Annotated in this window: 22 protein-coding genes; 18 read left to right on the top strand and 4 right to left on the bottom strand. The window is 62.6% G+C overall.

Annotated elements, in window-relative coordinates; genetic code table 11:
• The first annotated feature begins 4 nt into the window (after positions 1-4).
• The 4 genes from CUJ91_RS01375 to CUJ91_RS34665 all read left to right on the top strand — a co-directional run bounded on the left by CUJ91_RS01375 (position 5) and on the right by CUJ91_RS34665 (position 4848).
• Positions 5-262, top strand: coding sequence for a BTH_I0359 family protein (locus tag CUJ91_RS01375; RefSeq protein WP_006048137.1), 258 nt, complete (start codon positions 5-7; stop codon positions 260-262).
• A gap of 306 nt (positions 263-568) precedes the next feature.
• Positions 569-1639 carry a homocysteine S-methyltransferase family protein gene (locus CUJ91_RS01370; protein ID WP_006048138.1) on the top strand — a complete coding sequence of 357 codons (1071 nt, stop codon included), beginning with the start codon at positions 569-571 and terminating at the stop codon, positions 1637-1639.
• Between the two features lie 86 nt (positions 1640-1725).
• Complete coding sequence (metH, locus tag CUJ91_RS01365) at positions 1726-4443, top strand: methionine synthase (protein ID WP_082366928.1); 2718 nt, start codon at positions 1726-1728, stop codon at positions 4441-4443.
• A gap of 198 nt (positions 4444-4641) precedes the next feature.
• Positions 4642-4848, top strand: a complete 207-nt coding sequence (locus CUJ91_RS34665; protein WP_006048141.1) for a hypothetical protein — start codon at positions 4642-4644, stop codon at positions 4846-4848.
• A 186-nt stretch (positions 4849-5034) separates the two neighbouring features.
• On the opposite strand, the gene CUJ91_RS01355 is transcribed toward CUJ91_RS34665, so the two are convergent.
• Complete coding sequence (locus CUJ91_RS01355; RefSeq protein ID WP_006048142.1) at positions 5035-5361, bottom strand: DUF1840 domain-containing protein; 327 nt, start codon at positions 5359-5361, stop codon at positions 5035-5037.
• 444 nt (positions 5362-5805) lie between these two features.
• On the opposite strand from CUJ91_RS01355, the gene argS reads away from it, so the two are divergent.
• The 6 genes from argS (at position 5806) to CUJ91_RS01325 (ending at position 12794) form a co-directional block, all read left to right on the top strand.
• Positions 5806-7596, top strand: a complete 1791-nt coding sequence (argS, locus tag CUJ91_RS01350) for an arginine--tRNA ligase (RefSeq protein WP_053857434.1) — start codon at positions 5806-5808, stop codon at positions 7594-7596.
• Between the two features lie 61 nt (positions 7597-7657).
• Positions 7658-8485: an SPOR domain-containing protein gene (locus tag CUJ91_RS01345; RefSeq protein ID WP_006048144.1), complete on the top strand. Its 828-nt coding sequence runs from the start codon at positions 7658-7660 to the stop codon at positions 8483-8485.
• Positions 8486-8688: 203 nt separating this feature from the next.
• Positions 8689-9327, top strand: coding sequence for a thiol:disulfide interchange protein DsbA/DsbL (locus CUJ91_RS01340; RefSeq protein WP_029969595.1), 639 nt, complete (start codon positions 8689-8691; stop codon positions 9325-9327).
• Positions 9328-9343: 16 nt separating this feature from the next.
• Entirely contained in the window at positions 9344-10117 is a 774-nt protein-coding gene (locus tag CUJ91_RS01335) for an SDR family oxidoreductase (RefSeq protein WP_114155734.1), read from the top strand.
• 3 nt (positions 10118-10120) lie between these two features.
• Complete coding sequence (locus CUJ91_RS01330; protein ID WP_114155733.1) at positions 10121-10948, top strand: helical backbone metal receptor; 828 nt, start codon at positions 10121-10123, stop codon at positions 10946-10948.
• Positions 10949-11207: 259 nt separating this feature from the next.
• Positions 11208-12794 carry an ABC transporter substrate-binding protein gene (locus tag CUJ91_RS01325; protein ID WP_114155732.1) on the top strand — a complete coding sequence of 529 codons (1587 nt, stop codon included), beginning with the start codon at positions 11208-11210 and terminating at the stop codon, positions 12792-12794.
• Positions 12795-12919: 125 nt separating this feature from the next.
• Here CUJ91_RS01325 and CUJ91_RS01320 read toward each other — a convergent pair whose 3' ends face one another.
• Positions 12920-13990 (bottom strand): MBL fold metallo-hydrolase, encoded by a 1071-nt coding sequence (locus CUJ91_RS01320; protein WP_053857431.1) that lies wholly within the window; start codon positions 13988-13990, stop codon positions 12920-12922.
• A gap of 123 nt (positions 13991-14113) precedes the next feature.
• On the opposite strand from CUJ91_RS01320, the gene CUJ91_RS01315 reads away from it, so the two are divergent.
• The 8 genes from CUJ91_RS01315 to CUJ91_RS01275 all read left to right on the top strand — a co-directional run bounded on the left by CUJ91_RS01315 (position 14114) and on the right by CUJ91_RS01275 (position 23085).
• The gene (locus tag CUJ91_RS01315) at positions 14114-14581 is read left to right on the top strand and encodes a MerR family transcriptional regulator (RefSeq protein ID WP_006048150.1); all 468 of its coding nucleotides are present in this window, start codon (positions 14114-14116) and stop codon (positions 14579-14581) included.
• Positions 14582-14812: 231 nt separating this feature from the next.
• Positions 14813-16669, top strand: coding sequence for a bifunctional isocitrate dehydrogenase kinase/phosphatase (gene aceK / locus CUJ91_RS01310; protein WP_114156661.1), 1857 nt, complete (start codon positions 14813-14815; stop codon positions 16667-16669).
• A gap of 103 nt (positions 16670-16772) precedes the next feature.
• Positions 16773-17549, top strand: a complete 777-nt coding sequence (gene can / locus CUJ91_RS01305; RefSeq protein ID WP_029969583.1) for a carbonate dehydratase — start codon at positions 16773-16775, stop codon at positions 17547-17549.
• Positions 17542-18762, top strand: a complete 1221-nt coding sequence (locus CUJ91_RS01300) for an acetyl-CoA C-acetyltransferase (RefSeq protein WP_114155731.1) — start codon at positions 17542-17544, stop codon at positions 18760-18762. Before can ends, CUJ91_RS01300 begins: the two co-directional genes overlap by 8 nt.
• Before the next feature lie 46 nt (positions 18763-18808).
• Positions 18809-19486, top strand: a complete 678-nt coding sequence (locus CUJ91_RS01295) for an SDR family oxidoreductase (protein WP_114155730.1) — start codon at positions 18809-18811, stop codon at positions 19484-19486.
• Between the two features lie 62 nt (positions 19487-19548).
• Positions 19549-20679 (top strand): acyl-CoA dehydrogenase family protein, encoded by a 1131-nt coding sequence (locus tag CUJ91_RS01290; protein ID WP_006048155.1) that lies wholly within the window; start codon positions 19549-19551, stop codon positions 20677-20679.
• A gap of 7 nt (positions 20680-20686) precedes the next feature.
• Positions 20687-21136: a YchJ family protein gene (locus CUJ91_RS01285; RefSeq protein ID WP_114155729.1), complete on the top strand. Its 450-nt coding sequence runs from the start codon at positions 20687-20689 to the stop codon at positions 21134-21136.
• Positions 21137-21768: 632 nt separating this feature from the next.
• Complete coding sequence (locus CUJ91_RS01275) at positions 21769-23085, top strand: dienelactone hydrolase family protein (RefSeq protein WP_029969578.1); 1317 nt, start codon at positions 21769-21771, stop codon at positions 23083-23085.
• An 11-nt stretch (positions 23086-23096) separates the two neighbouring features.
• On the opposite strand, the gene CUJ91_RS01270 is transcribed toward CUJ91_RS01275, so the two are convergent.
• Together CUJ91_RS01270 and CUJ91_RS34260 are read right to left on the bottom strand one after the other, a co-directional pair.
• Positions 23097-24851 carry a ShlB/FhaC/HecB family hemolysin secretion/activation protein gene (locus tag CUJ91_RS01270; protein WP_114155728.1) on the bottom strand — a complete coding sequence of 585 codons (1755 nt, stop codon included), beginning with the start codon at positions 24849-24851 and terminating at the stop codon, positions 23097-23099.
• A 71-nt stretch (positions 24852-24922) separates the two neighbouring features.
• The gene (locus CUJ91_RS34260; protein WP_114155727.1) at positions 24923-25189 is read right to left on the bottom strand and encodes a hypothetical protein; all 267 of its coding nucleotides are present in this window, start codon (positions 25187-25189) and stop codon (positions 24923-24925) included.
• Positions 25190-25301 lie beyond the last annotated feature (112 nt).

Here is a 25301-nt window from a genome sequence, read left to right as displayed (position 1 = left end):
CGCCATGCAAATGATCTACAACAGCCCCAACTATTGTGTCGTCGAATTTCCGCCGCAGGAAGGTCCGCTGGCCATGAAATCGGGTGGCTATGAGATCGTCGACAAGAACATGCAGCGCGAGATTTACATCGACGGTGCAATGGCGGCGCGGTTTCGCGAGAGCGTGCAAAAGCTGATCGAAGAGGAACCGTCGCTCGATGAGGTCGACGAATTCCTCGGCCAGTTCGACAGCCTGATGCATCAGCCGGTCATTCTTCACTAACCGCAAGGAGTGCAGGAAGCGCCAAGGTTTTTGGCGTGCGAGCATCTCGACGTTGTTGGCGACATTTGCCGACGCCGCCGCCCGGCTTCACGGGCGCGCTTCACAAGGCGGTCGGTTTTAATGGAATCGGTTCAGCGGGCTTAAGGCGCGCTGGACCGTTTTCTTTTGCAAAGCGCGTTTCGCGCGGCCGGGCGCGCTGTGTCGTCCAGTGCTGCCACGTGCCGCCCAGTGCCGCGCCCGGCGCGATAGCCCGGCTGCGGCTACAATGACAGGTCCCAGAAAAGCCGGCCCAAGCCATCGTCAGCCATGAACCAGCCTGCCCAAACCGTCAAGCCTATCCGTCCCGAGCGCGATTACACGCGCGGCGCGACACTGCCCGCGCTGCTCAAGTCGCGCATCCTGATTCTGGACGGCGCGATGGGTACGATGATCCAGCGCTACAAGCTCGACGAAGCACGCTATCGCGGCGAGCGCTTTGCGGACTACGGACGCGACATCAAGGGCAACAACGAACTGCTGTCCATCACGCAGCCGCAGATCATCAGCGAGATTCACGAGCAGTATCTGGCTGCGGGCGCCGACATCATCGAAACGAATACGTTCGGCGCGACCACCGTCGCGCAGGCTGACTACGGCATGGAAGCGCTTGCAGTCGAGATGAATCTGGAGTCGGCGAAGCTCGCGCGCGCCGCGTGCGACAAGTATTCGACGCCCGACAAACCGCGCTTCGTCGCCGGCGCGATCGGACCGACGCCGAAGACCGCGAGCATTTCGCCTGACGTGAACGATCCGGGCGCGCGCAATGTCACGTTCGACGAACTGCACGCCGCCTATTACCAGCAGGCGAAAGCGTTGCTCGACGGCGGCGCCGACCTGTTCCTCGTCGAAACGATCTTCGACACGCTCAATGCCAAAGCCGCGCTGTTCGCGCTCGACGAACTGTTCGAAGACACCGGCGAGCGTCTGCCCATCATGATTTCGGGCACGGTCACGGACGCCTCGGGGCGCATCCTGTCGGGACAGACCGTCGAGGCGTTCTGGAACTCGCTGCGCCACGCGAAGCCGCTTACGTTCGGCCTGAACTGCGCATTGGGCGCGGCGCTGATGCGTCCGTACATCGCCGAACTGGCGAAGCTGTGCGACACCTACGTGTCGTGCTATCCGAACGCGGGCTTGCCGAATCCGATGAGCGATACGGGCTTCGACGAATTGCCGGCTGACACCTCGGGCCTGCTGAAGGAATTTGCCGAAGCGGGTCTCGTGAATATTGCCGGCGGCTGCTGCGGCACGACGCCCGAGCACATCGCTGCGATCGCCCGCGCGCTTGCCGAAGTGAAGCCGCGCAAGTGGCCGACGCAATACCGCGACGCCGCCTGAGCGGCATCGAAAAACAGCCGCCGCTCAAGCCGCATCAGACGCACCCAGGCCGCACCTAACGCACGCATTCGACTCGCACCTACGCCATGACCGATCACACCATGCGCCTTGCCGGCCTCGAGCCGTTCAACGTCACGTCCGGGACGCTTTTCATCAACGTTGGCGAACGTACCAACGTGACGGGCTCGAAAGCCTTCGCGCGAATGATTCTGAACGACCAGTTCGACGAGGCGATTGCCGTCGCGCGTCAGCAGGTCGAGAACGGCGCGCAGGTGATCGACGTCAACATGGACGAGGCGATGCTCGATTCGAAAGCGGCGATGGTGCGCTTCATGAATCTGATCGCGTCGGAGCCGGACATTGCGCGCGTGCCGATCATGATCGATTCGTCGAAGTGGGAAGTGATCGAAGCGGGCCTGAAATGCGTGCAGGGCAAAGCGATCGTCAACTCGATCTCGCTGAAGGAAGGCGAAGAGGCTTTCCGCCATCACGCGAAACTGATTCGCCGCTACGGCGCGGCAGCCGTGGTGATGGCCTTCGACGAACAAGGCCAGGCCGACACGTTCGAGCGCAAGACGCAGATCTGCAAACGCTCGTATGACTTTCTCGTGAACGAAGTGGGCTTCCCGCCGGAAGACATCATCTTCGATCCGAACATCTTCGCGATTGCCACGGGTATCGAAGAACACAACAACTACGCGGTCGACTTCATCAACGCGACGCGCTGGATCAAGCAGAACCTGCCGTACGCGAAGGTGAGCGGCGGCGTGTCGAACGTGTCGTTCTCGTTCCGCGGCAACGATCCGGTGCGCGAAGCGATTCACACCGTGTTCCTGTATCACGCGATTCAGGCCGGCATGGACATGGGCATCGTGAATGCGGGCCAGCTCGGCGTGTATGCGGATCTGGATGCGGAACTGCGCGAACGCGTCGAAGACGTCGTGCTGAATCGCCGCGCGGACGGCACCGATCGTCTGCTGGAAGTCGCCGACAAATACAAAACCGGCGCAGCGAAGAAAGAAGAAAACCTGGAGTGGCGCAATCAGCCGGTCGAGAAGCGTCTGTCGCATGCGCTCGTGCACGGCATCACGAACTTCATCGTCGAAGATACTGAGGAAGTGCGCGCGAAGATCGCGGCGCAAGGCGGCCGCCCGATCAATGTGATCGAAGGCCCGCTGATGGACGGCATGAACATCGTCGGCGATCTGTTCGGTCAGGGCAAGATGTTCCTGCCGCAAGTCGTCAAGTCGGCGCGCGTGATGAAGCAGGCGGTCGCGCATCTGATCCCGTTCATCGAAGAAGAAAAGAAGCAGCTCGCGGCCGCGGGCGGCGACGTGCGCGCGAAGGGCAAGATCGTGATCGCCACCGTGAAGGGCGACGTGCACGACATCGGCAAGAACATTGTGTCGGTGGTGCTTCAGTGCAATAACTTCGAAGTGGTCAACATGGGCGTGATGGTCCCGTGCAACGACATTCTCGCGAGGGCGAAAGTGGAAGGCGCGGACATCATCGGACTGTCGGGCTTGATCACGCCGAGTCTCGAGGAAATGGCCTACGTTGCGTCTGAAATGCAGCGCGACGACTACTTCCGCGTGAAGAAGATTCCGTTGCTGATCGGCGGCGCAACGACCTCGCGCGTGCATACGGCCGTGAAGATCGCGCCGCATTACGAAGGGCCGGTCGTGTATGTGCCGGACGCGTCGCGCTCGGTGTCGGTCGCATCGAGCCTCTTGTCCGACGAAGGCGCGGCCAAGTACCTCGACGAACTGAAGGCCGACTACGATCGCATTCGCAATCAGCACGCGAACAAGAAAGCGCTGCCGATGGTCACGCTCGCCGAAGCCCGCGCGAACAAGACGCCGATCGACTGGAAGAGCTATCAGCCGGTCAAGCCGAAGTTCATCGGCCGCCGCGTGTTCAAGAACTTCGATCTGAGCGAACTCGCGAACTATATCGACTGGGGTCCGTTCTTCCAGACGTGGGATCTCGCCGGTCCCTACCCCGCGATTCTGAACGACGAGATCGTCGGCGAATCGGCGCGGCGCGTGTTTTCGGACGGCAAGTCGATGCTCGCGCGCCTGATCCAGGGCCGCTGGCTCCAAGCGAACGGCGTGATTGCGCTGCTGCCGGCCAACACCGTGAACGACGACGACATCGAAATCTATACCGACGATTCGCGCAGCGAAGTTGCGCTGACATGGCGCAATCTGCGGCAGCAAAGCGTGCGGCCGGTGGTCGACGGCGTGATGCGGCCGAACCGCTCGCTTGCCGACTTTATCGCGCCGAAAGATTCGGGCGTGGCCGACTACATCGGCATGTTCGCGGTCACGGCGGGTCTGGGCGTCGACGTGAAGGAAAAGCAGTTCGAGAAAGATCACGACGACTACAGCGCGATCATGCTGAAGGCGCTTGCCGATCGTTTCGCCGAAGCCTTCGCCGAAGCGCTGCATGCGCGCGTGCGACGCGACTTGTGGGGCTACGCGAGCAACGAGACGCTTGCGAACGACGAACTCATCGCCGAAAAGTATCGCGGCATTCGCCCGGCGCCCGGCTATCCGGCGTGCCCGGATCATCTGGTCAAGCGCGACATGTTCGACGTGCTGCAGGCGAATGAAATCGGCATGACCGTAACGGAATCGCTCGCGATGCTGCCTGCGGCGAGCGTCTCCGGTTTCTATCTCGCGCATCCGGACAGCACTTATTTCTCGGTGGGCAAGATCGGCCAGGACCAATTGGAAGATTACGCGCAGCGCATGTCGCTCTCGAAGGCGGATGCCGAACGCGCGTTGGCGCCGTTGCTATAAGCCGTTCCGGCAAGGCAGCGTTGAATGCATCGATGAGCCGAGCCGGCGTGGCGCGAAACCCACTATATCCGGCGAGAAAGACTGAATATTTGCGGCAACGTAATTTTCGGCTTTGTAGACTGAGGCGGCTTGACCCGCCAGACGCAACCAGAATGCGTCGGCTCATCTAATTGCAACCGTCAACGGAGAGAAAATCATATGAAGAAGCTGGCGCTGTTATTGACCGCTGTTTCGTTTGCCGTGGGCGCTTCGGCGGCGCTCGCACAAACCGCCGCTCCGGCCGCATCGAGTTCGGTCAGTTCGTATTCGCCGCCCACGACGAAACACGTCAAGAAGCCGAAGAAGCAGAAAATGAAAAAGGGCGCGTCAGCTCCCGCGGTTGCTCCGGAAGCCGCAAGCCAGTAAACCGCTTTCGCGTTTCTGGCTTGCAAAGAAAATGAGCCCGCTTCGAGCGGGCTCATTTTTTGGCGCCGTACACACATTGGACACGGCGACAGGCCGTGAGTCACAGCAAGTGCCGCGGCCACGATGGCCGTGTTTGTCGCCCTGGCCACGACAGTCGCCGCGGCCGTCCCGGCGAACCTGCCTCGACTACAGCCCCCAGACGATGTCCGCGTTTTCCTTCTGGGCGGCGCGCAGCATGTCGAGGAACGGATACGCACGTTGCGCAAGACCCGGCGGAATCTCGTGATGCTCGTGGCCTTCTTCGCCTTCGTGGAAATGGCCGTCGTGTTCGGCGCGTTCCTGCTTGTCGAAGTTGATAGCCGCTTCGAGTTTGGCGATCGCTTCGCCGGTTTCGGCGTGCGTAATCACACCGCGCTCACCGAGGCGCTTGCCGACAATGCCGACCAGATACTGCGCCAGATTCTCGAGCATCATCACATCTGGACAAGCTCGGCATTTGAAAGTAATCAGCATGACAATTCCCTTTTTCGTTATGTTGGCTTCACGCGCAAGCGGAGCCGAAAGCGGCCTCTCGCATGTTCCGTTAGCCGCGCGAACAGACGCGGCGGCCACGGCCCTTGCTGGGCTTCTCATTGAACATATTAGCACCTGCTAAAATCCGTCTGGACGGAAAAGCGCGCCGCATTGCACCGCGCGCGGCAAGGCGCAGCGGCGCGGCCGGCCAGCCGGTTGCGGCCTGCATGCCGCAGCGGCCAAGCCTTCGCCTCGCGGCCGAACGGCGCGCTGATTGCATTGCAGGCAAAGTGCCCAACAGCTCGCCTCGTCATGCCGATATGTCATGACAGACCGCGCCGCCGCGCAACCGCCGCTTTCCACGCTTCTGCCGAATCGGCCGCGCTCGAGGCGGCCGGCGCTTCCTCCGTATCACCGGATTGCCTCACTGGACTCGCAACAAGCATGCTGCCCGCACATAAACACACTCTGGAAACACTGCTCGCCGACACGGTGAAGCAGGTCGCTCTCGCCACGCAAGGCGCGACGGAAGCCGCCTTCGTGTCGCCCACCATCGCGCTGGAACGTCCGAAGGTCGCCGCGCACGGCGACGTCGCGTGCAATGTGGCGATGCAACTCGCCAAGCCGCTGCGCGCGAATCCGCGCCAGTTGGCGCAGCAAATCGTCGACACGCTGCTCGCGCAGCCGCAGGCACAAGGCCTGATCGAATCCGCCGAAGTCGCGGGCCCCGGCTTCATCAACCTGCGTCTTGCCGCTGCGGCGAAGCAGGCGGTGGTCAAGGCCGTGCTCGCGGAGAAAGACGTGTATGGCCGCTCGCAACGCGACGCGGGCAAGCACGTGTTGATCGAGTTCGTATCCGCGAATCCGACCGGACCGCTGCACGTCGGCCACGGCCGTCAGGCCGCGCTTGGCGACGCGCTGTCGAACGTGCTCGCGTCGCAAGGCTGGGACGTGCATCGCGAGTTCTATTACAACGACGCCGGCGTGCAGATCGGCACGCTCGCGCTGTCCACCCAGGCGCGCGCACGCGGCCTCGCTCCGGGCGACGCCGGCTGGCCCGCTTCCGCGTACAACGGCGAGTACATTGCCGACATCGCGAAAGACTATCTGAACGGCGTCACGGTATCGGCGAGCGACGGCGAGCCCGTCACCGGCGCGCGCGACGTCGAGAATCTCGACGCGATCCGCCGCTTCGCGGTGGCGTATCTGCGCCGCGAGCAGGACATGGACTTGCAGGCGTTCGGCGTGAAGTTCGACCAGTACTACCTGGAGTCGTCGCTTTACACTGAAGGCCGCGTCGAGAAGACGGTGCAGGCGCTCATCGCCGCGGGCAAGACCTACGAGCAGGAAGGCGCGCTGTGGCTGCGCACGACGGACGACGGCGACGACAAGGACCGCGTGATGCGCAAGACCGACGGCACGTACACGTACTTCGTGCCCGATGTCGCGTATCACGTCGCGAAGTGGGAGCGCGGCTTCACCAAGGTCATCAACATTCAGGGTTCCGACCACCACGGCACGATCGCGCGCGTGCGCGCCGGGCTGCAAGGTCTCGGCATCGGCATTCCGAAGGGCTATCCCGACTACGTGCTGCACAAGATGGTCACGGTCATGCGCAATGGCGAAGAGGTGAAAATCTCCAAGCGCGCGGGCAGCTACGTGACGGTGCGCGATCTGATCGAATGGTCGGGCGGCGCGCTGCCCGGCACCGAGGCAGCCGTCGATCAGATCGACGAAGAGACGATTCGCCGCGGCCGCGACGCCGTGCGTTTCTTCCTGATCTCGCGCAAGGCGGATACGGAGTTCGTCTTCGACATCGACCTCGCGTTGAAACAAAATGACGAAAACCCCGTGCACTACGTGCAATATGCGCATGCGCGGATCTGCTCGGTCATCGCCGAATGCAAAACTCGCTACGGCGCGGACGAAAGCACGCTTGACAGCGTGGACCTCGCGCCGCTGTCGAGCGAGCGCTCAATGGCCTTGCTGAACAAGCTCGCGGAGTTCCCGGACATGCTGCAACACGCCGCCGACGAACTCGCGCCGCACGCGGTCGCGTTCTATCTGCGCGACCTCGCCGGGGAATTCCACTCGTTCTACAATGACAGAGCCGAACGCGTGCTGGTCGACGATGCGGCCGAACGCAATGCACGCGTCGCGCTGCTCGCAGCCACGCGTCAGGTGCTCGCCAACGGTCTTGCGATCATCGGCGTCTCCGCTCCCGTCAAGATGTAAGTCCTCCGGCGCAACATGCATGCGGCCGTCGTTATAATCGGCGGCCGTTCCAGGATTCTTTTTGCAGGTGATTCATACGATGGCAAAACCACGCCGCACAACAAAGCAATCGAAACAAACCGGGGGTACTTTTCTCGGCATCGTGCTGGGCCTGATTGTCGGCCTCGCGATCGCGGTAGTGGTGGCGCTGTATATCACCCGTGCGCCTACGCCGTTCGTGTCGAAGGTCGCGCCGCCCGCGGCGTCCGAGTCGAGCGCGAGCCAGGCGCAATACGATCCGAACCGTCCGCTGCAAGGCAAGACGCCGGGTCAGCCGGTGCCGCAGGCCGCGCAACCCGCGCCGCCGAACACCGCGCCTGGCCAGACCAACTCGCAGACGCAGTCGGGCATGCTCGAGCAGCCGCAAATCATCGAAGTGCCGCCGACCCTCGGCGGGAACAATAATGCCGCGGGCAATGCCAACGGCACGGCGGTCGCGCCGAAGCCCGCGCCGGATAACGGCAGCAGCGCCACCGCCGCGGTGAAAAAGCCGCAAGCCACGAGCGCGCCGGCTGCGACCACAGCGGGTTCCGCGCCGAAGAGCACGTCGTCGGCGGCGGTCGCGAACGTCAAGCCGGGTTCGGGCGCAGCGCCCGCGCCGGGCGACGCGAACACGGGCTACTTCCTGCAAGTGGGCGCGTACAAAACCGCTGCGGACGCCGAACAGCAACGCGCGCGTCTCGCGTTCCAGGGCTTCGAGTCGAAGGTCACGCAGCGCGATGCGGGCGGGGTCACGTATTATCGCGTGCGTATCGGGCCGTTCTCGAAGTTCGAGGACATGAACGCGAGCCGTCAGCGTCTGTCGGACGCGGGCGTTGACACCGCCGTGATCCGCTTCACCAAACAATAAGCAGCGCGGGACCCGCAGGCAGGCGCCGCCGCCGAACTATCGGCGCGCGGCGCCTGTCACAGGAATCGCAGGCAACAAGCACAGTAAGCACGATTGAGCATGATTGAGCACGACGGCCGATAGAGCCGTCCAACGCCGATTTGAAAACGGTGACGGGCATTTGCGTGGCGCCACTGTTTTACGCCTACCTGGGTCAAGACAACATGAAAAAACTGCTGAGCATTCTGTTCCTCTCGTTGGGCCTCGTCGCGGCCTCGGCGCACGCGTCGCCGACCGCGCCGGTCTCGGGCAAGGACTACACCGTGTTGCCGAGCGCGCAATCCACCGACGTGCCCGCCGGCAAGATCGAAGTCACCGAATTCTTCTGGTACGGCTGCCCGCACTGCAACGAATTTGACCCGTATCTCGAAGCATGGGTGAAGAAGCAGGGTCCGGACGTCGTGTTCAAGCGCGTGCCGGTTGCCTTCCGCGACGACTTCATTCCGCATTCGAAGATGTATCACGCGCTCGACGCGCTCGGTCTCGCCAACCAGCTCACGCCGAAGGTCTTCAACGAAATTCACGTCAACAAGAACTATCTGCTGACGCCGGAAGATCAGGCCAAATTCCTCGCGAAGAACGGCGTCGATCCGAAGAAGTACATGGACGCGTACAACTCATTCTCGACGCAAAGCGCGTTGCAGAAAGACAAGAAGCTGCTCGAAGACTACAAGATCGACGGTGTGCCGACCATCGCCGTGCAGGGCAAGTACGAAACCGGCCCGGCTGCGACCAACAGCCTGCCTGGCACGGTCCAGGTGCTCGATTACCTGGTCCAGCAGGTTCGCGCGAAGAAGATGTAAAGCGCGAGGCGCCGGAATGAGCTCACCGTTGAAAGTTTTCATTACCGGCGCTTCGAGTGGAATTGGCCTCGCGCTCGCCGCCGAATACGCGCGGCGCGGCGCGACGCTCGGCCTCGTTGCCCGCCGCGGCGAAGCCCTCGCCGCCTTCAGGCGGTCTCATCCGCAAAACTCCATCTCCTGCTATAGCGTCGACGTGCGCGACGCCGAGGCGCTCGCCGAAGCGGCCGCGCAGTTCATCGCGGAACATGGCCAGCCGGACATCGTGATCGCCAATGCGGGCGTAAGCCGCGGCGCGGTCACCGGCGAAGGCGACCTGCGCACCTTCCGCGAAGTGATGGACATCAACTACTTCGGCATGGTCGCCACCTTCGAGCCGTTCGCGGCCGCGATGGTTGCCGCAAGACGCGGCACGCTCGTCGGCGTTGCGAGCGTCGCGGGCGTGCGCGGCTTGCCCGGTTCGGGCGCGTATAGCGCGTCGAAGTCGGCGGCGCTCAAGTATCTCGAAGCGTTGCGCGTCGAAATGCGCCCGCACGACGTGGGCGTTGTCACGATCGCGCCCGGCTATATCCGCACGCCGATGACCGCGCACAATCCCTACACCATGCCCTTTCTGATGGACGCCGACCGCTTCGCCGCGAAAGCCGCGCAGGCCATCGAGCGCCGCACCGCTTTCGCGGTGTTTCCGTGGCAGATGCGTGTCGTGGCGATGCTGCTGCACGTCGTGCCGCGCTGGCTCTACGACCGCGTGTTCGAACGCGCGCCGCGCAAGCCGCGCGCCGTCGTCGAGTAAATCATGTCTGCCTGTGCGGTCGATGCAGCCGGCGTCGCGCACGAAAAAACGGGTGCCGGCGCGCGCATCGTCTCGCTGGTGCCGAGCATCACCGAACTGCTGTTTGCGCTGGGTCTAGAACGCCAGGTCGTCGGGCGTACCGGTTTTTGCGTGCATCCGCGCGACAAGGTGCGCAATGTGCCCAAGGTCGGCGGCACGAAAGCCGTGAAGGTCGACGCCGTTCGCGCGCTGCGGCCTACTCACCTGATCGTCAATATCGACGAGAACGAGCGCGACACCGTCGAGCAACTGCGTGCTTTCGTGCCGCATGTCGTCGTGACTCATCCGCTCACGCCGCACGACAATCTCTCGCTGTACGCGCTGCTGGGCGCGATCTTCGATCGCGAGCACGAAGCGCAGCGTCTCGCCGATGCGTTGCAGGCGCGTCTGCATGAAGCCGCCGCGCATGCATTCGCCGCGCAAAACGTGCTGTATCTGATCTGGCGCGAACCGTGGATGACCGTCGCGCGCGACACCTACATCTCCGCGATGCTGCGCGTCGTGAACTGGCAGACGCTGCCGGAGGTGCAAGGCGGCGCGACAGGCGCGGGCCGTTATCCATCGTTCGAATTCGACGACGCCGAGCACGCGCCGTGGCTTGCCGGCGTCGACCGCATTCTGCTTTCGAGCGAACCTTATCGCTTCACGCAGGCGCATTGCGATGCGCTGAAAAGCGATCCGCGCATGGCCGGCAAGCGCATCGAGTTGATCGACGGCGAGATGGTCTCGTGGTACGGCGTGCGCGCGATCGACGGCATCGCTTATCTGATGCAGCGTGCGAGCGCCGCGTGAAGCCAGCACGCGCACGGCACAGGCTCCATACGATCCCATATGGATATGCGGATTATGTTGTTGTCGCGCGAACTGCCCTTCGATAAGCTTTCGCGAAGGCCGGCGCGCACGTGAGCCCGCATTTTGGCGAGCATGCGCGAGCCCCGGAAAGGTATCAGAATGAAGTCGACGGCGAGGCCATAAACGTCGCTGTCACTCGTCAACGGAATAACCACACAACCAGACGCACTGCCTGACTGCGCTTGTTATCGGAGATCTTATGCGCTTCAAACTGCTCGCAGCCGCCGTACTCTTCACGGCGCCCGCGCTCGTGCTCGCCAAACCGCTGACCGTCTGCACCGAGTCGAGCCCCGACGGCTTCGATGTCGTGCAGTTCAACTCGCTCGTTACGACCAATGCATCGGCGGATGTGATTTTCAATTCGCTCGTCTCCTACGATGAGGCCGCGAAGAAAGTGGTGCCGTCGCTGGCCGACAAGTGGGACGTGAGCGCGGACGGCCTCACGTACACGTTCCATCTGCGCCCGAACGTGCAGTTCCAGACCACCGACTACTTCAAGCCGACGCGGCCGCTGAATGCCGACGACGTCGTCTTCACGTTCGACCGCATGCTCAACGACAGCAACCCGTGGCACAAGGTGACGGGCGCGAGCGGCTTTCCGCATGCGCAGTCGATGGGCTTGCCGAAGCTCATCAAGGCGATCAGCAAGGTCGACGACAACACCGTCAAGTTCGAACTGGACGCGCCGGACGCGACCTTCGTGTCGATCCTGACGATGGGCTTCGCGTCGATCTACTCGGCTGAATACGCGGATCAGTTGCTGAAAGCCGGCAAGCAGGTCGATCTGAATTCGAAGCCGGTCGGCACGGGCCCGTTCGAGTTGAAGAGCTACACGAAAGATGCGGTGATCCGCTACGACGTGAACCCCACCTACTGGGGCTCGAAACCGAAGATCGACCGTCTGATCTACGCAATCACGCCCGACGCCACCGTGCGCGCGCAAAAGGTGAAAGCCGGCGAATGCCAGATTGCGCTGTCGCCGAAACCGCAGGATCTCGCAGATGCGAAGAACGACAAGTCGCTCGCCATCGTGCAGACGCCCGCGTTCATGACGGCATTCGTCGCGTTGAACACGCAGAAGAAGCCGCTCGACAATCAGAAGGTGCGCGCCGCGCTGAACATGGCGTTCGACCGCGGCACGTATCTGAAGACCGTCTTCGACAACACCGCGACCGCAGCGGTGAATCCGTATCCGCCGAACACCTGGAGCTACGACAAGGCCGTGAAGGCCTGGCCGTACGATCCGGCCAAGGCAAAGAAACTGCTCGCCGATGCCGGCTACCCGAACGGCTTTGAAACGACCATCTGGGTGCGTCCGAACGGCAGCGTGCTGAATCCGAATCCGAAAGCGGGCGCCGAGCTGTTGCAAGCGGACTTCGCGAAGATCGGCGTGAAGGCTGACGTGAAGGTGATCGAATGGGGCGAGCTGATCAAGCAGGCCAAGCAAGGCCAGCACGACTCGCTATTCATGGGCTGGGCGGGCGACAACGGCGATCCGGACAACTACCTGTCGCCGCTCTTTAGCTGCAATGCGGTGAAGTCGGGCATCAACTTCGCGCGCTTCTGCGATCAGGATCTCGACAAGCTGATCGCCGACGGCAAGTCCACGCCGGACCAGGCCAAGCGCACGAAAGCGTATCAGGCTGCGCAGCAGATCATTCACGATCAGGCGCTGTGGATTCCGCTCGGTTATCCGACGGCGGCGGCTATCACGCGGACCAATGTGAGCGGTTATCACGTGAGCCCGTTTGGGCGGCAGAACTTCGGGGCGGTGTCGGTGCAGTAATACCGCACGAACATACCGCACGAACCCGAAGCAGCAGAAGCCCGGTCGCCCAATGCAATGCAATGCAGTGCAAACGCGCGACCGGGCTTTTTTTTATGCGTAGGCCACCGACATCGAGCAAGGGCTCACGCCGAAAACCGCATCACGCCATCCGCATCGTGCGTGCGTTTTAACGCGCCCGCCAGCCACAGCAGATGCAAATGCGCGAGCGCCTCGCCCATCGCGAACGTCATCTGGTGAATATCCAGCGCGCGCTTGAACATGAGCGGCACGATGTCCGCCGCGCTTTGCGGCTTTTGCGCGCACGCCTCTCGCACTTCGGCGAGACGCGCGTCGTGATGCTCGCGCAACTGCTTCACGCGCGTACGCACGCCGCGAAACGGCTTGCCGTGCGACGGCAACACGAGCGTGTCTTCAGGCATTACCTCGTAGCGCGCGAGCGACTCGAGATAAAGCGCAAGCGGCGAGCCTTCGGGCTCCATCGCGAACACCGACACGTTCGTCGAAATACGCGGCAGCACCATGTCGCCGGAAATCAGCACGCCCATCTCTTCGCAATGCAGCGCACAGTGCTCCGGTGAATGGCCATAGCCCGTCACCACGCGCCACGTTTTTCTGCCGATCCGCACGCGGTCCGCTTCACGCAAACGCCGGTATTGATCGGGCACCGACGGCACCAGATTCGCGTAATAACTCTGCCGGCTGCGCAGCTTCTCGAGCGAGTCCTCGTCGGTGACGCCGTGCAGCGCGAAGTGCCGCGCCGCCGCTTCGCCGCCCGCGTTGGAGCCGTCGCCGGCCGCCATCACGCGAGCCTGCATGTATTCGCCGAGCGTCATCCACAGGCGCGCGTTCCAGCGCTTCTTGTCGCCGCCGCTGCAAACCCAATCCGCGAGACCGACGTGGTCGGGATGGCAATGCGTGACGATCACGCGCAGCACCGGCAAACCGTCGAGCACCGACTCAAACACCTTTTCCCAGTTCTCCCGGATCGCGTCCGACGCGATCCCGCAGTCGATCACCGTCCAGCCTTCCTCGCCGTCGATCTGATCGCGCAGCAGCCACAGATTGATATGGTCGAGCGCGAACGGCAACGGCATGCGCAGCCAGAACACACCGGGCGCGACTTCCTGCGCGTGGCCGGGCTCGGGCAGCGTGTCGTTGAACGGATAGTCGAGTTGATGTTCGAGTGCATTCATTCGGTGTCTTCCTCCACGCTTTCCGCGTACTTGCCGCAGGTTGCATTCAACCCAAGTTGACGATAACGTAAACGTCGATTCTATCGTTCAATCTGACTTTGTGCCCGGCCAGTGAATGCCCCGATGACCACTCAATACACGATCACCGAACTCGCGCGGGAATTCGACGTCACGCCGCGCGCCATACGTTTCTACGAAGACCAGGGTTTACTCTCGCCGAGCCGCGAAGGTTCGAGCGGCTTGCGGCGCGTCTATTCGGGCCGCGACCGCACGCGCCTGAAGCTCACGCTGCGCGGCAAGCGGCTCGGCTTCACGCTCTCCGAAATTCGCGATCTGCTGGACGTGTACGAATCGCCGACAGACACCGTCCCGCAACTGCACGCGTTTCTCGGCACGGTCGCGCGTCATCGCGAGGTGCTGGAGCGGCAACTGGAAGACCTGAACGCGACGCTCGAAGACCTCGCCCAATACGAAGCGCAGGCGCGCGCGCTGCTCGAAGGCGGCAAGCATGCGGCTTCCGAGGCACGCAAAGCGACGCAAGCGCAAGAAACGCAACAAGGGCGACGAGCGCGCGAAGCCAAGCCCGCATGACGAGACCCGCGCACCAGGTAAGGTCGTGAACGAAATTTTTTCTTGCCGCAAATTGAGCCGTTTAACAACGCCGAACCAGGGCATTGAGCGCAGTTGCCCGGAAAAGTCCGCAAATGCCCGGCACCGCTCACACGGCGCCGGCGCACGAGCCGGTTGACGCAATGCGTCGCGAGCGCACCCGACGATACAATCACGGGTGTCTTCACGACACGAGACGAATGCACGGTCGACATGAATCACTTCCCCAAACTGTTGTCGTCGCAAATCGGCTTTGACGTCGCGCAAACCATGCTCGAAGGATTCAACCGGCACTACCGGATCTTTCGCGACGCGGCGATTCATGCCAAGACGCTGTTCGAACACGGCGACTGGCACGGTCTGCAAAAGCTCGCGCGCGAGCGCATTACTTCATATGACGACCGCGTGCAGGAATGCGTCGAGCTGCTCGAAGACGAGTACGACGCGGAGAACATCGACAGCGAAGTGTGGCAGCAGATCAAGCTGCACTACATTGGCCTTCTCACCACGCACCGTCAGCCCGAGTGCGCGGAAACGTTTTTCAATTCGGTGTGCTGCAAGATTCTGCACCGCTCGTATTTCAACAACGACTTCATTTTCGTGCGCCCGGCAATCTCGACCGAATATATCGAGAACGACGAGCCCGCGGCGAAGCCGACTTATCGCGCGTATTACCCCGGCAAGGACGGCCTCGCCGCGACGCTCGAGCGCATCGTCACGAATTTTCAACTCGAGCCGCCGTTCGAAGATCTGACGCGCGACGTCGGCTGCGTGATGCAGGCGATTCACGACGCGTTCGGCACCTTCGACGAAGCGCCGAACTTCCAGATTCATGTGCTCTCGTCGCTGTTCTTTCGCAACAAGTCCGCGTATATCGTCGGGCGAATCATCAACGGCGACAGGCTGCTGCCGTTCGCCGTGCCGCTGCGTCATGTGAAGCCCGGCGTGCTCGCACTCGACACGGTGCTGCTGACGCGCGAACAGTTGCTGATCATCTTCAGCTTCTCGCATTCGTACTTTCTTGTGGATATGGAAGTACCGTCGGCTTACGTCGAATTTCTCGGCATGATCATGCCGGGCAAGCCGAAGGCGGAAATCTACACGTCGGTCGGTTTGCAGAAGCAGGGCAAGAATCTGTTCTATCGCGATCTGCTGCATCACCTGTCGCATTCGAGCGATCAGTTCATCATCGCGCCCGGCATCAAGGGGCTCGTGATGCTGGTGTTCACGCTGCCCTCTTTTCCGTACGTGTTCAAGCTCATCAAGGACAACTTCCCGCCGCCGAAGGAAACCACGCGCGCGAAGATTCAGGAGAAGTACCAGCTCGTCAAACGGCACGACCGCCTCGGCCGCATGGCTGACACGCTCGAATATTCGAGCGTCGCGCTGCCCATTTCGCGGCTCGACGAAGCGCTCATGCGTGAACTGGAGAAAGAAGTGCCGTCGCTGCTCGAGTACGACGGCGACAATGTGGTGATCCGCCATATGTATATCGAGCGCCGCATGGTGCCGCTGAATCTGTTCCTGCAAAACGGCAGCGACGACGACGTCGATCACGGCATCAAGGAATACGGCAACGCGGTGAAGGAAATGATGCAGGCGAACATCTTCCCCGGCGACATGCTGTACAAGAACTTCGGCGTGACGCGCCACGGCCGCGTGGTGTTCTACGATTACGACGAGATCGAATATCTAACCGACTGCAACGTGCGTGCAGTGCCCGCGCCGCGCAACGAAGAGGACGAGATGTCGGGCGAGCCGTGGTACTCGGTCGGGCCGCACGACATTTTCCCCGAGACGTATGGCACTTTTCTGCTCGGCGACCCGCGCGTGCGCCGCGCGTTCATGCAGCATCACGCGGACTTCTTCGATCCGGCGCTGTGGCAAAAGCACAAGAATCATCTGCTGAAAGGCGAACTGCCCGACTTCTTTCCGTATGACAGCAGCGTGCGTTTTTGCATTCGCTATCCGGAGCGTTTTGTCGATGCAGAATCCGCAGAGTGGAACGCAGCAGATGCTATCAGTGCCGCTGGACCGCAGGCCGACGAGCGCAGCGTGAGAGTTGCTTAACGCATGCACACAGAATCCAACGTAACGAAACCGGCCGCTGAAAGCGGTCGCCTAACCGCCAGATAACCACTGAATAACCGTCGATTAACCGCCAAGACGCATCATGAACATGAACGCTTCCAACCCCGCCCATCCGCTCGCGCATCTATTCGATAACAACGACGCGTGGGTCACGCGCAAGTTGTCCGAAGATCCCGAGTACTTCTCGCGCCTCGCGCATCAGCAGACGCCCGAGTATCTGTGGATCGGCTGCTCCGATTCGCGCGTGCCCGCGAACCAGATCATCGGTCTGCCGCCGGGCGAAGTGTTCGTGCATAGAAACATCGCGAACGTGGTCGTGCATACGGATCTGAACTGCCTCTCGGTGATCCAGTTCGCCGTCGATCTGCTGAAGGTCAAGCACATCATGGTGGTCGGCCACTACGGCTGCTCGGGCGTGGCCGCCGCATTGCACGGCCGCCGCGTGGGTCTCGCGGATAACTGGCTGCATCACGTGCAGGACGTGCGCGCGAAACATGCCGCACTGATCGACGAGTGGCCCATTGGCGAGACACGTCACCGGCGTCTCGTCGAACTGAACACCATCGAGCAGGTCGTGAACGTGTGCCGCACGACCATCATCAACGACGCATGGGCGCGCGGCCAGGAACTCACGGTGCACGGCTGGGCCTATGGCGTGCACGACGGCAAGGTGCGCGACCTCGGCATGACGATCAACAACGCGGCCGCGCTCGATGAAACCTATCGGCGTTGCGTGGCCGGCGTGTCGGCGAGCACCGCGCATACGGCGGACAACGACGTCGTCGCGTCAGACGCGGCGCAGCTTGGCGACGTGCCGGCGATAGTCCAAGGCGTAATCAAGGAGCTAAAACATGAGTGAGACGAAGACAAAGACAGAGACGAACGGCACGACGGCCGATCCGATTGTGATCGTGAGCGCGGCGCGCACGCCGATGGCTGCATTTCAGGGCGATTTCGCATCGCTGACCGCGCCGCAACTCGGCTCGATCGCGATCGAAGCCGCGGTTCAGCGTGCGGGCCTCAAGCCCGAGCAGATCGATGAAGTCGTGATGGGTTGCGTGCTGCCCGCGGGCCTCGGCCAGGCGCCCGCGCGGCAAGCCGCGCTCGGCGCCGGCTTGCCGCTTTCGACGGGCAGCACGACAGTCAACAAGATGTGCGGTTCGGGCATGCGCGCGGCCATGTTCGCGCACGACATGCTGGCCGCCGGTTCGGTCGACGTGATCGTCGCGGGCGGCATGGAGAGCATGACGAACGCGCCGTATCTGCTGCCCAAAGCGCGGGGCGGCATGCGCATGGGTCACAGCCAGGTCATCGATCACATGTTCTACGACGGCCTCGAAGACGCCTACGAAAAAGGCCGTTTGATGGGCACGTTCGCGGAAGAATGCGCGGCCTCGTTCGACTTCACGCGCGAAGCGCAAGACGCGTTCGCCGTCGAGTCCCTGAACCGCGCGAAACGTGCGAACGAAGACGGTTCGTTCGCGTGGGAAATCGCGCCGGTGAAAGTGCAAAGCCGCAAGGGCGAAGCGACCATCGACCACGACGAACAGCCGTACAAGGCGAACCTCGAAAAAATTCCGACGCTCAAGCCCGCGTTCAGCAAAACGGGCACGGTGACGGCCGCGAACTCGTCGTCGATTTCGGACGGCGCCGCGGCGCTCGTCATGATGCGCGAATCGACGGCGAAGCGTCTCGGCGTCACGCCGCTTGCGCGCGTGGTCGGCCACTCCACGTTCGCGCAGGAGCCGGCGAAGTTCACCACCGCGCCGGTCGGCGCGATCCGCAAGCTGTTCGACAAAAACGGCTGGCGCGCGGACGAAGTCGATCTGTATGAAGTCAACGAGGCTTTCGCCGTCGTGACGATGGCCGCGATGAAGGAACACAAGCTTCCGCACGACAAGGTCAACGTGCACGGCGGCGCGTGTGCTCTCGGCCATCCGATCGGCGCATCGGGCGCGCGCATTCTCGTCACGCTGATCGGTGCGCTGAAAAAGCGCGGCGGCAAGCGCGGCGTCGCCACGCTTTGCATCGGCGGCGGCGAAGCGACGGCAATGGGCATCGAACTCGTTTGACGCGTCGCGCGCATGTTCAGGCGCGTCACATAGTCGGAGGTGATTCATGAAGACAGTGTTGATTGTCGGTGCGTCGCGTGGCATCGGCCAGGAATTTGTCCGGCAGTACAAACAAAGCGGCTGGCGTGTGCTCGCCACCGCGCGCGACGGCGCCGCGCTCGACGCGCTCACGCAACTCGGCGCGCAAACCTATTCCGTCGACGTAACCGAGTCCGCGGACATCGCCGCATTGGGCTGGAAGCTCGACGGCGAGCAGGTCGATGTGGCCATCGTCGTGTCGGGCGTTTATGGTCCGCGCAGCGACCGCATTGAAACCATCACCGCCGAAGACTTCGATCATGTGATGCACACCAACGTGCGCGGCCCGATGCAACTGATGCCGATCCTGCTGCCGATCGTCGAGGAAACGGGCGGCGTGCTGGCGGTGATCTCGAGCAAGATGGGCAGCATCGCCGATTCGAGCGGCACGAGTGGCTGGCTGTATCGCGTGAGCAAGGCCGCGCTGAACGACGCGCTCAAGCTCGCGTCGCTCGAAGCACAGAGCGCGACGTGCGTGTCGCTGCATCCCGGCTGGGTGCAGACGGACATGGGCGGCGCGCACGCGGCAATCGATCCGACGACGAGCGTCGCCGGCATGCGTGACGTGCTCGCGCAGGCAGCGGCCTCGCGCGACGCGTTCAATGGCCGCTTCTACCAATACGACGGCACGCAGCTGGAGTGGTAGCACGAGCGCGTGAGTGGTCTGGTCGGCCCTTATGCACGAGGCCAGAGTGAGGAGGCAGATTCATGGTGCTTGATCAGGATCATCTGATGGTCCGCGACGCGCTGCGCACCTTCGTGCGCGAAGCCGTCACACCGCACGCGGCGGCGTGGGACCGCGAGCGCACTTTTCCAAAAGAAGTGCATAGGCAACTTGCGGAACTCGGCGCGTATGGCGTGCTCGTGCCCGAAGAGTACGGCGGCGCCGGCATGGACGCGCTCGCGCTCGCGCTGATTCTCGAGGAAATCGCAGCCGGCGACGGCGGTACATCGACGGCGATCTCCGTGAACAATTGCCCTGTGTGCAGCATTCTGCTGAGTTACGGCAACGACGCGCAAAAGCGCGACTGGCTCACGCCGCTCGCGCGCGGCGAGATGCTCGGCGCGTTCTGCCTGACCGAACCGCAGGCGGGTTCCGACGCGTCGGCGCTGCGCACCACCGCAACGCGCGATGGCGACGCCTACGTGCTCAACGGCGTCAAGCAGTTCATCACGAGCGGCAAGAACGCGAATGTCGCCATCGTGATGGCCGTCACCGACAAGGCCGCCGGCAAGCGCGGCATCAGCGCGTTTATCGTGCCGACCGACAGCAAGGGTTATCTGGTCGCGCGGCTCGAAGAGAAGCTCGGCCAGCATTCGTCGGATACCGCGCAAATCATTTTCGACGATTGCCGCGTGCCCGCCGCGAATCTGATCGGCGCAGAAGGCGAGGGTTATCGCATTGCGCTGTCGGGGCTCGAAGGCGGGCGCATCGGCATCGCCGCGCAAAGCGTCGGCATGGCGCGCGCGGCGTTCGAAGCAGCGCTGAGTTACGCGAAGGAGCGCGAGAGCTTCGGCCAGCCGCTGTTCTCGCACCAGGCCGTGCAGTTCCGTCTCGCCGATATGGCGACGCAACTCGAAGCCGCGCGTCAGTTGATCTGGCACGCCGCGTCGTTGAAAGACGCAGGCCAGCCTTGCCTTACCGAAGCCGCGATGGCGAAACTGTTTGCGTCGGAGGCCGCGGAGCGCATCTGTTCGGCGGCGCTGCAAATTCACGGCGGCTATGGGTATCTGAGCGACTTTCCGGTCGAACGGATTTATCGCGATGTGCGCGTGTGCCAGATTTACGAAGGCACGAGCGACATCCAGAAGATATTGATCGCACGCGGTCTTGGTTAGGAGTTCGATGAGCAAGCACGAGTCGTCCACACAGCGGCCCGCCGACTGTCCATGCGGCGGCGCGGCGCCTCGCCAGTCCGCGGCCGCGAAAGCACCGCGTTTCGCGGCGTGCTGCGGCCGTTATATCGACGGCGGCGAATTGGCGCCGCGCGCGCTCGAACTGATGCGCTCGCGCTACAGCGCGTATGTTGTCGGCGCAACGGATTATTTGCGCGCCACGTGGGCGCCCGCCACCTGCCCCGCCGATCTCGACGCCGACCCTTCCGCGCCCGATGCGCCGCGTTGGCTCGGACTGCAGATCAAGGCATTCGCCGAAACGGACGCGCAACACGCGACCGTCGAGTTCGTCGCGCGATACAAGGTGGCCGGGCGCGCGCATCGGCTGCACGAGTTAAGCCGTTTCATTCGCGATGATCGCGGCCACTGGCTCTACGTCGACGGCGATGTAAGCGAATAGTTTTTTAAGCGTCAACGGAGAATCCGCCGTCATCGCATATGGCCCCTTAGCGGGGCCGCTTCAAGGCGTTGGCTCGACGCGACAGTCCGGTCAGCCCGCTATCGCGCGATGCAAAGCGAGCCCGGCCAACGCATCGCCCCAATCCGCCGATTTAAGACCCTTTTCGCGGCTTTATTGCCCCCACCTGCGCGGGTTTTCACCGCGCGTCTTGCTCATCGAGCCTGCCGCTCTGCCTCTCGCGCGACGCGGCAATTTTTTCGTCAGGGGTTCTCCTTGATTGCACAAAACAAAATTGTCGTGCCAGGATGAGGCCGTTGCTTCGTGACGCCATCAAGCGAGGACCCGCTGGTAAGGGTTCCGCAAGTTGCGCCGGCGCCTGCCGATAACCAGTTAACGAGGTTATGGCAGCGGCGTCCGGCAGCGGAGGTGGCGTTCATCATCGGCGCGTGGGGTCGCGTCGGCCGTTGGGTTTATCCCGTGCGATCTCGATTGGCGTGCGTGCGCTTCGCGCAATGCGTACGTGAGCATGTTTTTGTTTGTCGCAAACGCGCGTGCGAAAGATAAATGTCAGCCGCGCGATTCGATGAACAGACACGAGATGTCGAGGCAGATTTTTTGAGGCAGGTGGGTGAATGGCGTTGAGCAAGGTTCTGGCGAAGTGGGCAGCGATGTGTGCAGCAGCAGCGGCGGCGTGCGCTGTCGCAGCGGCGCACGCGACCCCGCTCGCGGACGCCCAGCCCGGACCGCTCGCCCGCGCTCACGTGCCGCGCATCGCACTGCCGGACGACGTGTATCTGCCGAGCGCGCGGCTGAACGAACAGATCATCCGCGTACCCGTCGATGCGGACGGCGACGTCACCCTTCAAACGACGATCTACAAGCCGGACGGCCCAGGCCCGTTTCCTATGATCGTCTTCAATCACGGCAAGATTCCCGGCGATCCGCGTATGCAGGAACGCAGCGACCCGCTGCCGTTCGCGCGCGAATTCGTGCGCCGCGGTTACGTGGTCGTGGCGCCGAACCGCCAGGGCTTCGGCCAGTCGGGCGGCGTCTATCAACAGGACGGCTGCGACGTCGAACGCAATGGCATGTCGCAAGCCGGCGACGTCGCGGCGACGATCGACTACATGTCGAAGCAGCCTTACGTCGACGCCACGCATATCGTCGTGGCGGGCACGTCGCATGGCGGCCTCGCGACGATGGCCTACGGCACCGAGGCGGCGCCGGGCGTGCGGGCGCTCATCAACTTTTCCGGCGGCTTGCGCCAGGACGCGTGCGGCGACTGGCAGGGCAATCTGACGCGAGCATTCGGCGCGTATGGCGACAAAACGAAAGTGCCGTCGCTGTGGATGTACGGCGACAACGATTCGGTGTGGAATGCGCCGCTCGTGGCCGGCATGCACGCGGCGTACGTCGCGCACGGCGCGAGCGCGAAGATGGTCGACTACGGCACGTATAAGAACGACGCGCACCGGCTCGTCGGCGACCGCGACGGCGTGCATGTCTGGTGGCCGGCTGTGGAGTCGTTCCTTGCACGCGTGGGCATGCCCACGGGCGTGCAGTATCGCGTGTCCGATCCTTCGGCGCCGAAGGCGAGCGGCTTTGCTTCCGTCGATGCCGTCGACGCGGTCCCCTACGTCGATGAAGCCGGGCGCAACGGTTATCGCAACTTCCTGCACCAGTACCCGAGCCGTGCCTTCGCGGTGTCGGACACGGGCGCGTGGTCGTGGGCCGAGGGCGGCGACGATCCGATGTCGGTTGCGATTGCGAATTGCCAGAAGCAGAGCTCGGCGCCTTGCCGGTTGTATGCGGTCGATAACTCCGTTGTGTGGGGTGATCAGGGATCGCGGACGGCTGATAGTGGTGCGGGTGGGTCTGGTTCTTCGGTTTCTTCTTCCTCTGTGTCTTCCGATGGTGACGTGCGACCGGCTATTGCTAGTCGGGAGTGAGGCCCTTCCCGCTAGAACTGCGCTGTCGCCTGGAAGCCAAGCGTGACACGCGCGGTTGGGAATGCTGCCGGTTTGTAGACGGGCGTGCCGGCGAACACGTCATAGGCGAGTCCGCCGATCCGCGTGCCGACGCTACCGCGTAGGCCGATTACCGCGCCGGCCAGTTGCGTGCCCGCCAGGAACGCCGTGTTTGGTCCGAATACGTGGCCGTAGTCGATCCCCGTGTAGAGCGTCTGCCCTGTTTGGCCTAGGGGCATCTGTAGTTCATTGCGCCAGTAGAAACCCTTCTCCGCCGCCAGCATCGTCTCGCCGTCGAAGCCGCGTACCGTGTAGCGGCTGCCGATCGTCAGGTCGTCTAAATAGAACAGCGTGTCGTTCATGAACTGTGCGTGAACGGTTGTCACGTAGCGGAAGTTTTGTGTCTTGATTGAAAACGGCACCGACAGGTTTGTGTCCAGCACGGCGAGATGGTAACGGTACGTCGGACCGTCCGGGTGCGGGTCAGGCGTCGCACCCAGTCCGCCGATGCCCTGACGGTACGCGAGCGTCCCGTCGAACTGTGCCGCGCCAAAGTAATGCCGGTCGGTCAGCCCCGCCTCGATGAACGTGTTGTTGCGGCGCTGCGTTGGAATGTCGGTGCCGTCGATGAAGCTCTCGCCGAAGCGCTTCGATAGCTGGAATTCCACGCCGAACACGTCGGTCTGGCTGCGTCTCAGGACACGCGCGAGTCTCAGCGCGGCGGTCTGCGAATTGCCGCTGGAGACGAACGTCTGATTCACGCCCGCAATGTTCTGGTAATAGGTGTTCGCAGTGCCCGACAGTGTGGCCGTCCAGTAACCCCACGGCAGCGAGTACGATCCGTTGAAGCCGTGCGAGCCCAGGCGCTTGTCGCCGAATTCGAGATCCTGACTGGCGCCCGCCGTGAGAACATCATTCAGGCCGAGCGGGTTGTCGATGCCGACGCTAAGGTTGCCCTGTAGCTTGCCGGTTGCGCGCGAACCCGAGTTGTCCACGGACGCGACCACGCTCCACGGCTTAGCGCGTTTCATCGATATGACCACGTCGCTTTCGCCCGGCATGTCGGTCGGCTCGATCTTCATATCGACATCCTGGCTCGCGACGCGCTTCGACTGTTCCAGACCTTGCTCAAGATCGCGCAGGTTCAGCAGGTCGCCATCGCGTGCCGGGAATGCGGTTTTCCATGTGCCGCGCGTGTCGGGATCGGCATAGCGCAGCTTGCGGATGACGCCGGGCACGAGCGCGAATTTCAGGGTGCCGGTTGACAGATCCTGTGCAGGTAACAGCACGCGTGTCGTGATGTAGCCCTCGCTCAAAATGGCTTGCTGCAATCCTTTCGTGATGACATCGAGCCCGGCCTTGCCGATGCACTGGCCGCGATAGTGCGCAAGCCATTCGCGCGCGAACGCGAAGCGGTCGAGCGGCAGTTGCGAGGCGCCGTGACTGCGTACTGCGTCAGGCAGATTGGGCGGCACGTCGAGTGAAAGGGAGTCGATGCGGAAGCACGGTTGCTCTGCCGGCAGATCGGGCCAGCCTTGCACGCGTGGGACTTCGGAACGCACGACCGGCGCCTGCACTGTTGCGTCGCGCTGCTGGGCGTCGCGTTGCTGCTGGAGTTGCTGGTTCTGTTCTGCGTTGGCGCGTGCCGCGGCGGCTGTGTCCGCGGGTGTGGGTGCCTGCTGCGCGTTGGACGCGAGTGATACCAGGGCTGTGAGCGGGAGTACCGCCAGCCTATTTCGAATTTTCATGGGTGTTTCATTCCGTGATTCGATACGACATGCAGCGGCGGGCATCGTTAGCCCGCTGCTGCATCAACGGTTTATTTCCCGTTTTCGTCGTCCTTCGTTTTGTAGCTGTCGCGTGCTTTCTTGTAGCTGTTATCGAAGGGCTTGATATTTAGCAATTTGGCCCGACTGGTCATTCCGCCGACAAGCACTGAAAGAAAGCCGACTAACAAGAAAACTCTCGCCCAAAGGACTGGGAGTTCACATTCAAGTGCGATAGCGGCAAGTCCTATTCCAATAACGATTAGCGTCAAGCGAAGCCATGAAGCTAGGTTGCCGTTGTCGATGAATCTGATCTTCATTTTCTCCCCTTGGAAGTTTGCGGCCCGAAAATGCCATCTATCTTTTCTTGCACGTTCTTAGCCACGCCACTACCGTTCACTTGATTCACCAACTCATTCACGGCAGGGGTCA

The sequence above is a fragment of the Paraburkholderia graminis genome (assembly GCF_003330785.1).
GTDB lineage: Bacteria > Pseudomonadota > Gammaproteobacteria > Burkholderiales > Burkholderiaceae > Paraburkholderia > Paraburkholderia graminis.
The sequence above is the reverse complement of the archived record's forward strand: the minus strand, read 5'-3'. Positions and strand labels throughout refer to the sequence as shown.

What these genes read in the sequence shown, in the direction of transcription:
- CUJ91_RS01325 (WP_114155732.1), top strand. Translation starts at nt 11,208, where the DNA reads ATGCGCTTCAAACTGCTCGCAGCCGCCGTACTCTTCACGGCGCCCGCG.
- argS (WP_053857434.1), top strand. Translation starts at nt 5,806, where the DNA reads ATGCTGCCCGCACATAAACACACTCTGGAAACACTGCTCGCCGACACG.
- CUJ91_RS01375 (WP_006048137.1), top strand. Translation starts at nt 5, where the DNA reads ATGCAAATGATCTACAACAGCCCCAACTATTGTGTCGTCGAATTTCCG.
- CUJ91_RS01275 (WP_029969578.1), top strand. Translation starts at nt 21,769, where the DNA reads ATGGCGTTGAGCAAGGTTCTGGCGAAGTGGGCAGCGATGTGTGCAGCA.
- CUJ91_RS34665 (WP_006048141.1), top strand. Translation starts at nt 4,642, where the DNA reads ATGAAGAAGCTGGCGCTGTTATTGACCGCTGTTTCGTTTGCCGTGGGC.
- CUJ91_RS01340 (WP_029969595.1), top strand. Translation starts at nt 8,689, where the DNA reads ATGAAAAAACTGCTGAGCATTCTGTTCCTCTCGTTGGGCCTCGTCGCG.
- CUJ91_RS34260 (WP_114155727.1), bottom strand. Translation starts at nt 25,189, where the DNA reads ATGAAGATCAGATTCATCGACAACGGCAACCTAGCTTCATGGCTTCGC.
- CUJ91_RS01320 (WP_053857431.1), bottom strand. Translation starts at nt 13,990, where the DNA reads ATGAATGCACTCGAACATCAACTCGACTATCCGTTCAACGACACGCTG.
- CUJ91_RS01330 (WP_114155733.1), top strand. Translation starts at nt 10,121, where the DNA reads ATGTCTGCCTGTGCGGTCGATGCAGCCGGCGTCGCGCACGAAAAAACG.
- CUJ91_RS01295 (WP_114155730.1), top strand. Translation starts at nt 18,809, where the DNA reads ATGAAGACAGTGTTGATTGTCGGTGCGTCGCGTGGCATCGGCCAGGAA.
- CUJ91_RS01290 (WP_006048155.1), top strand. Translation starts at nt 19,549, where the DNA reads ATGGTGCTTGATCAGGATCATCTGATGGTCCGCGACGCGCTGCGCACC.
- CUJ91_RS01300 (WP_114155731.1), top strand. Translation starts at nt 17,542, where the DNA reads ATGAGTGAGACGAAGACAAAGACAGAGACGAACGGCACGACGGCCGAT.
- CUJ91_RS01355 (WP_006048142.1), bottom strand. Translation starts at nt 5,361, where the DNA reads ATGCTGATTACTTTCAAATGCCGAGCTTGTCCAGATGTGATGATGCTC.
- CUJ91_RS01335 (WP_114155734.1), top strand. Translation starts at nt 9,344, where the DNA reads ATGAGCTCACCGTTGAAAGTTTTCATTACCGGCGCTTCGAGTGGAATT.
- CUJ91_RS01285 (WP_114155729.1), top strand. Translation starts at nt 20,687, where the DNA reads ATGAGCAAGCACGAGTCGTCCACACAGCGGCCCGCCGACTGTCCATGC.
- metH (WP_082366928.1), top strand. Translation starts at nt 1,726, where the DNA reads ATGACCGATCACACCATGCGCCTTGCCGGCCTCGAGCCGTTCAACGTC.
- aceK (WP_114156661.1), top strand. Translation starts at nt 14,813, where the DNA reads ATGAATCACTTCCCCAAACTGTTGTCGTCGCAAATCGGCTTTGACGTC.
- can (WP_029969583.1), top strand. Translation starts at nt 16,773, where the DNA reads ATGAACATGAACGCTTCCAACCCCGCCCATCCGCTCGCGCATCTATTC.
- CUJ91_RS01270 (WP_114155728.1), bottom strand. Translation starts at nt 24,851, where the DNA reads ATGAAAATTCGAAATAGGCTGGCGGTACTCCCGCTCACAGCCCTGGTA.
- CUJ91_RS01370 (WP_006048138.1), top strand. Translation starts at nt 569, where the DNA reads ATGAACCAGCCTGCCCAAACCGTCAAGCCTATCCGTCCCGAGCGCGAT.
- CUJ91_RS01315 (WP_006048150.1), top strand. Translation starts at nt 14,114, where the DNA reads ATGACCACTCAATACACGATCACCGAACTCGCGCGGGAATTCGACGTC.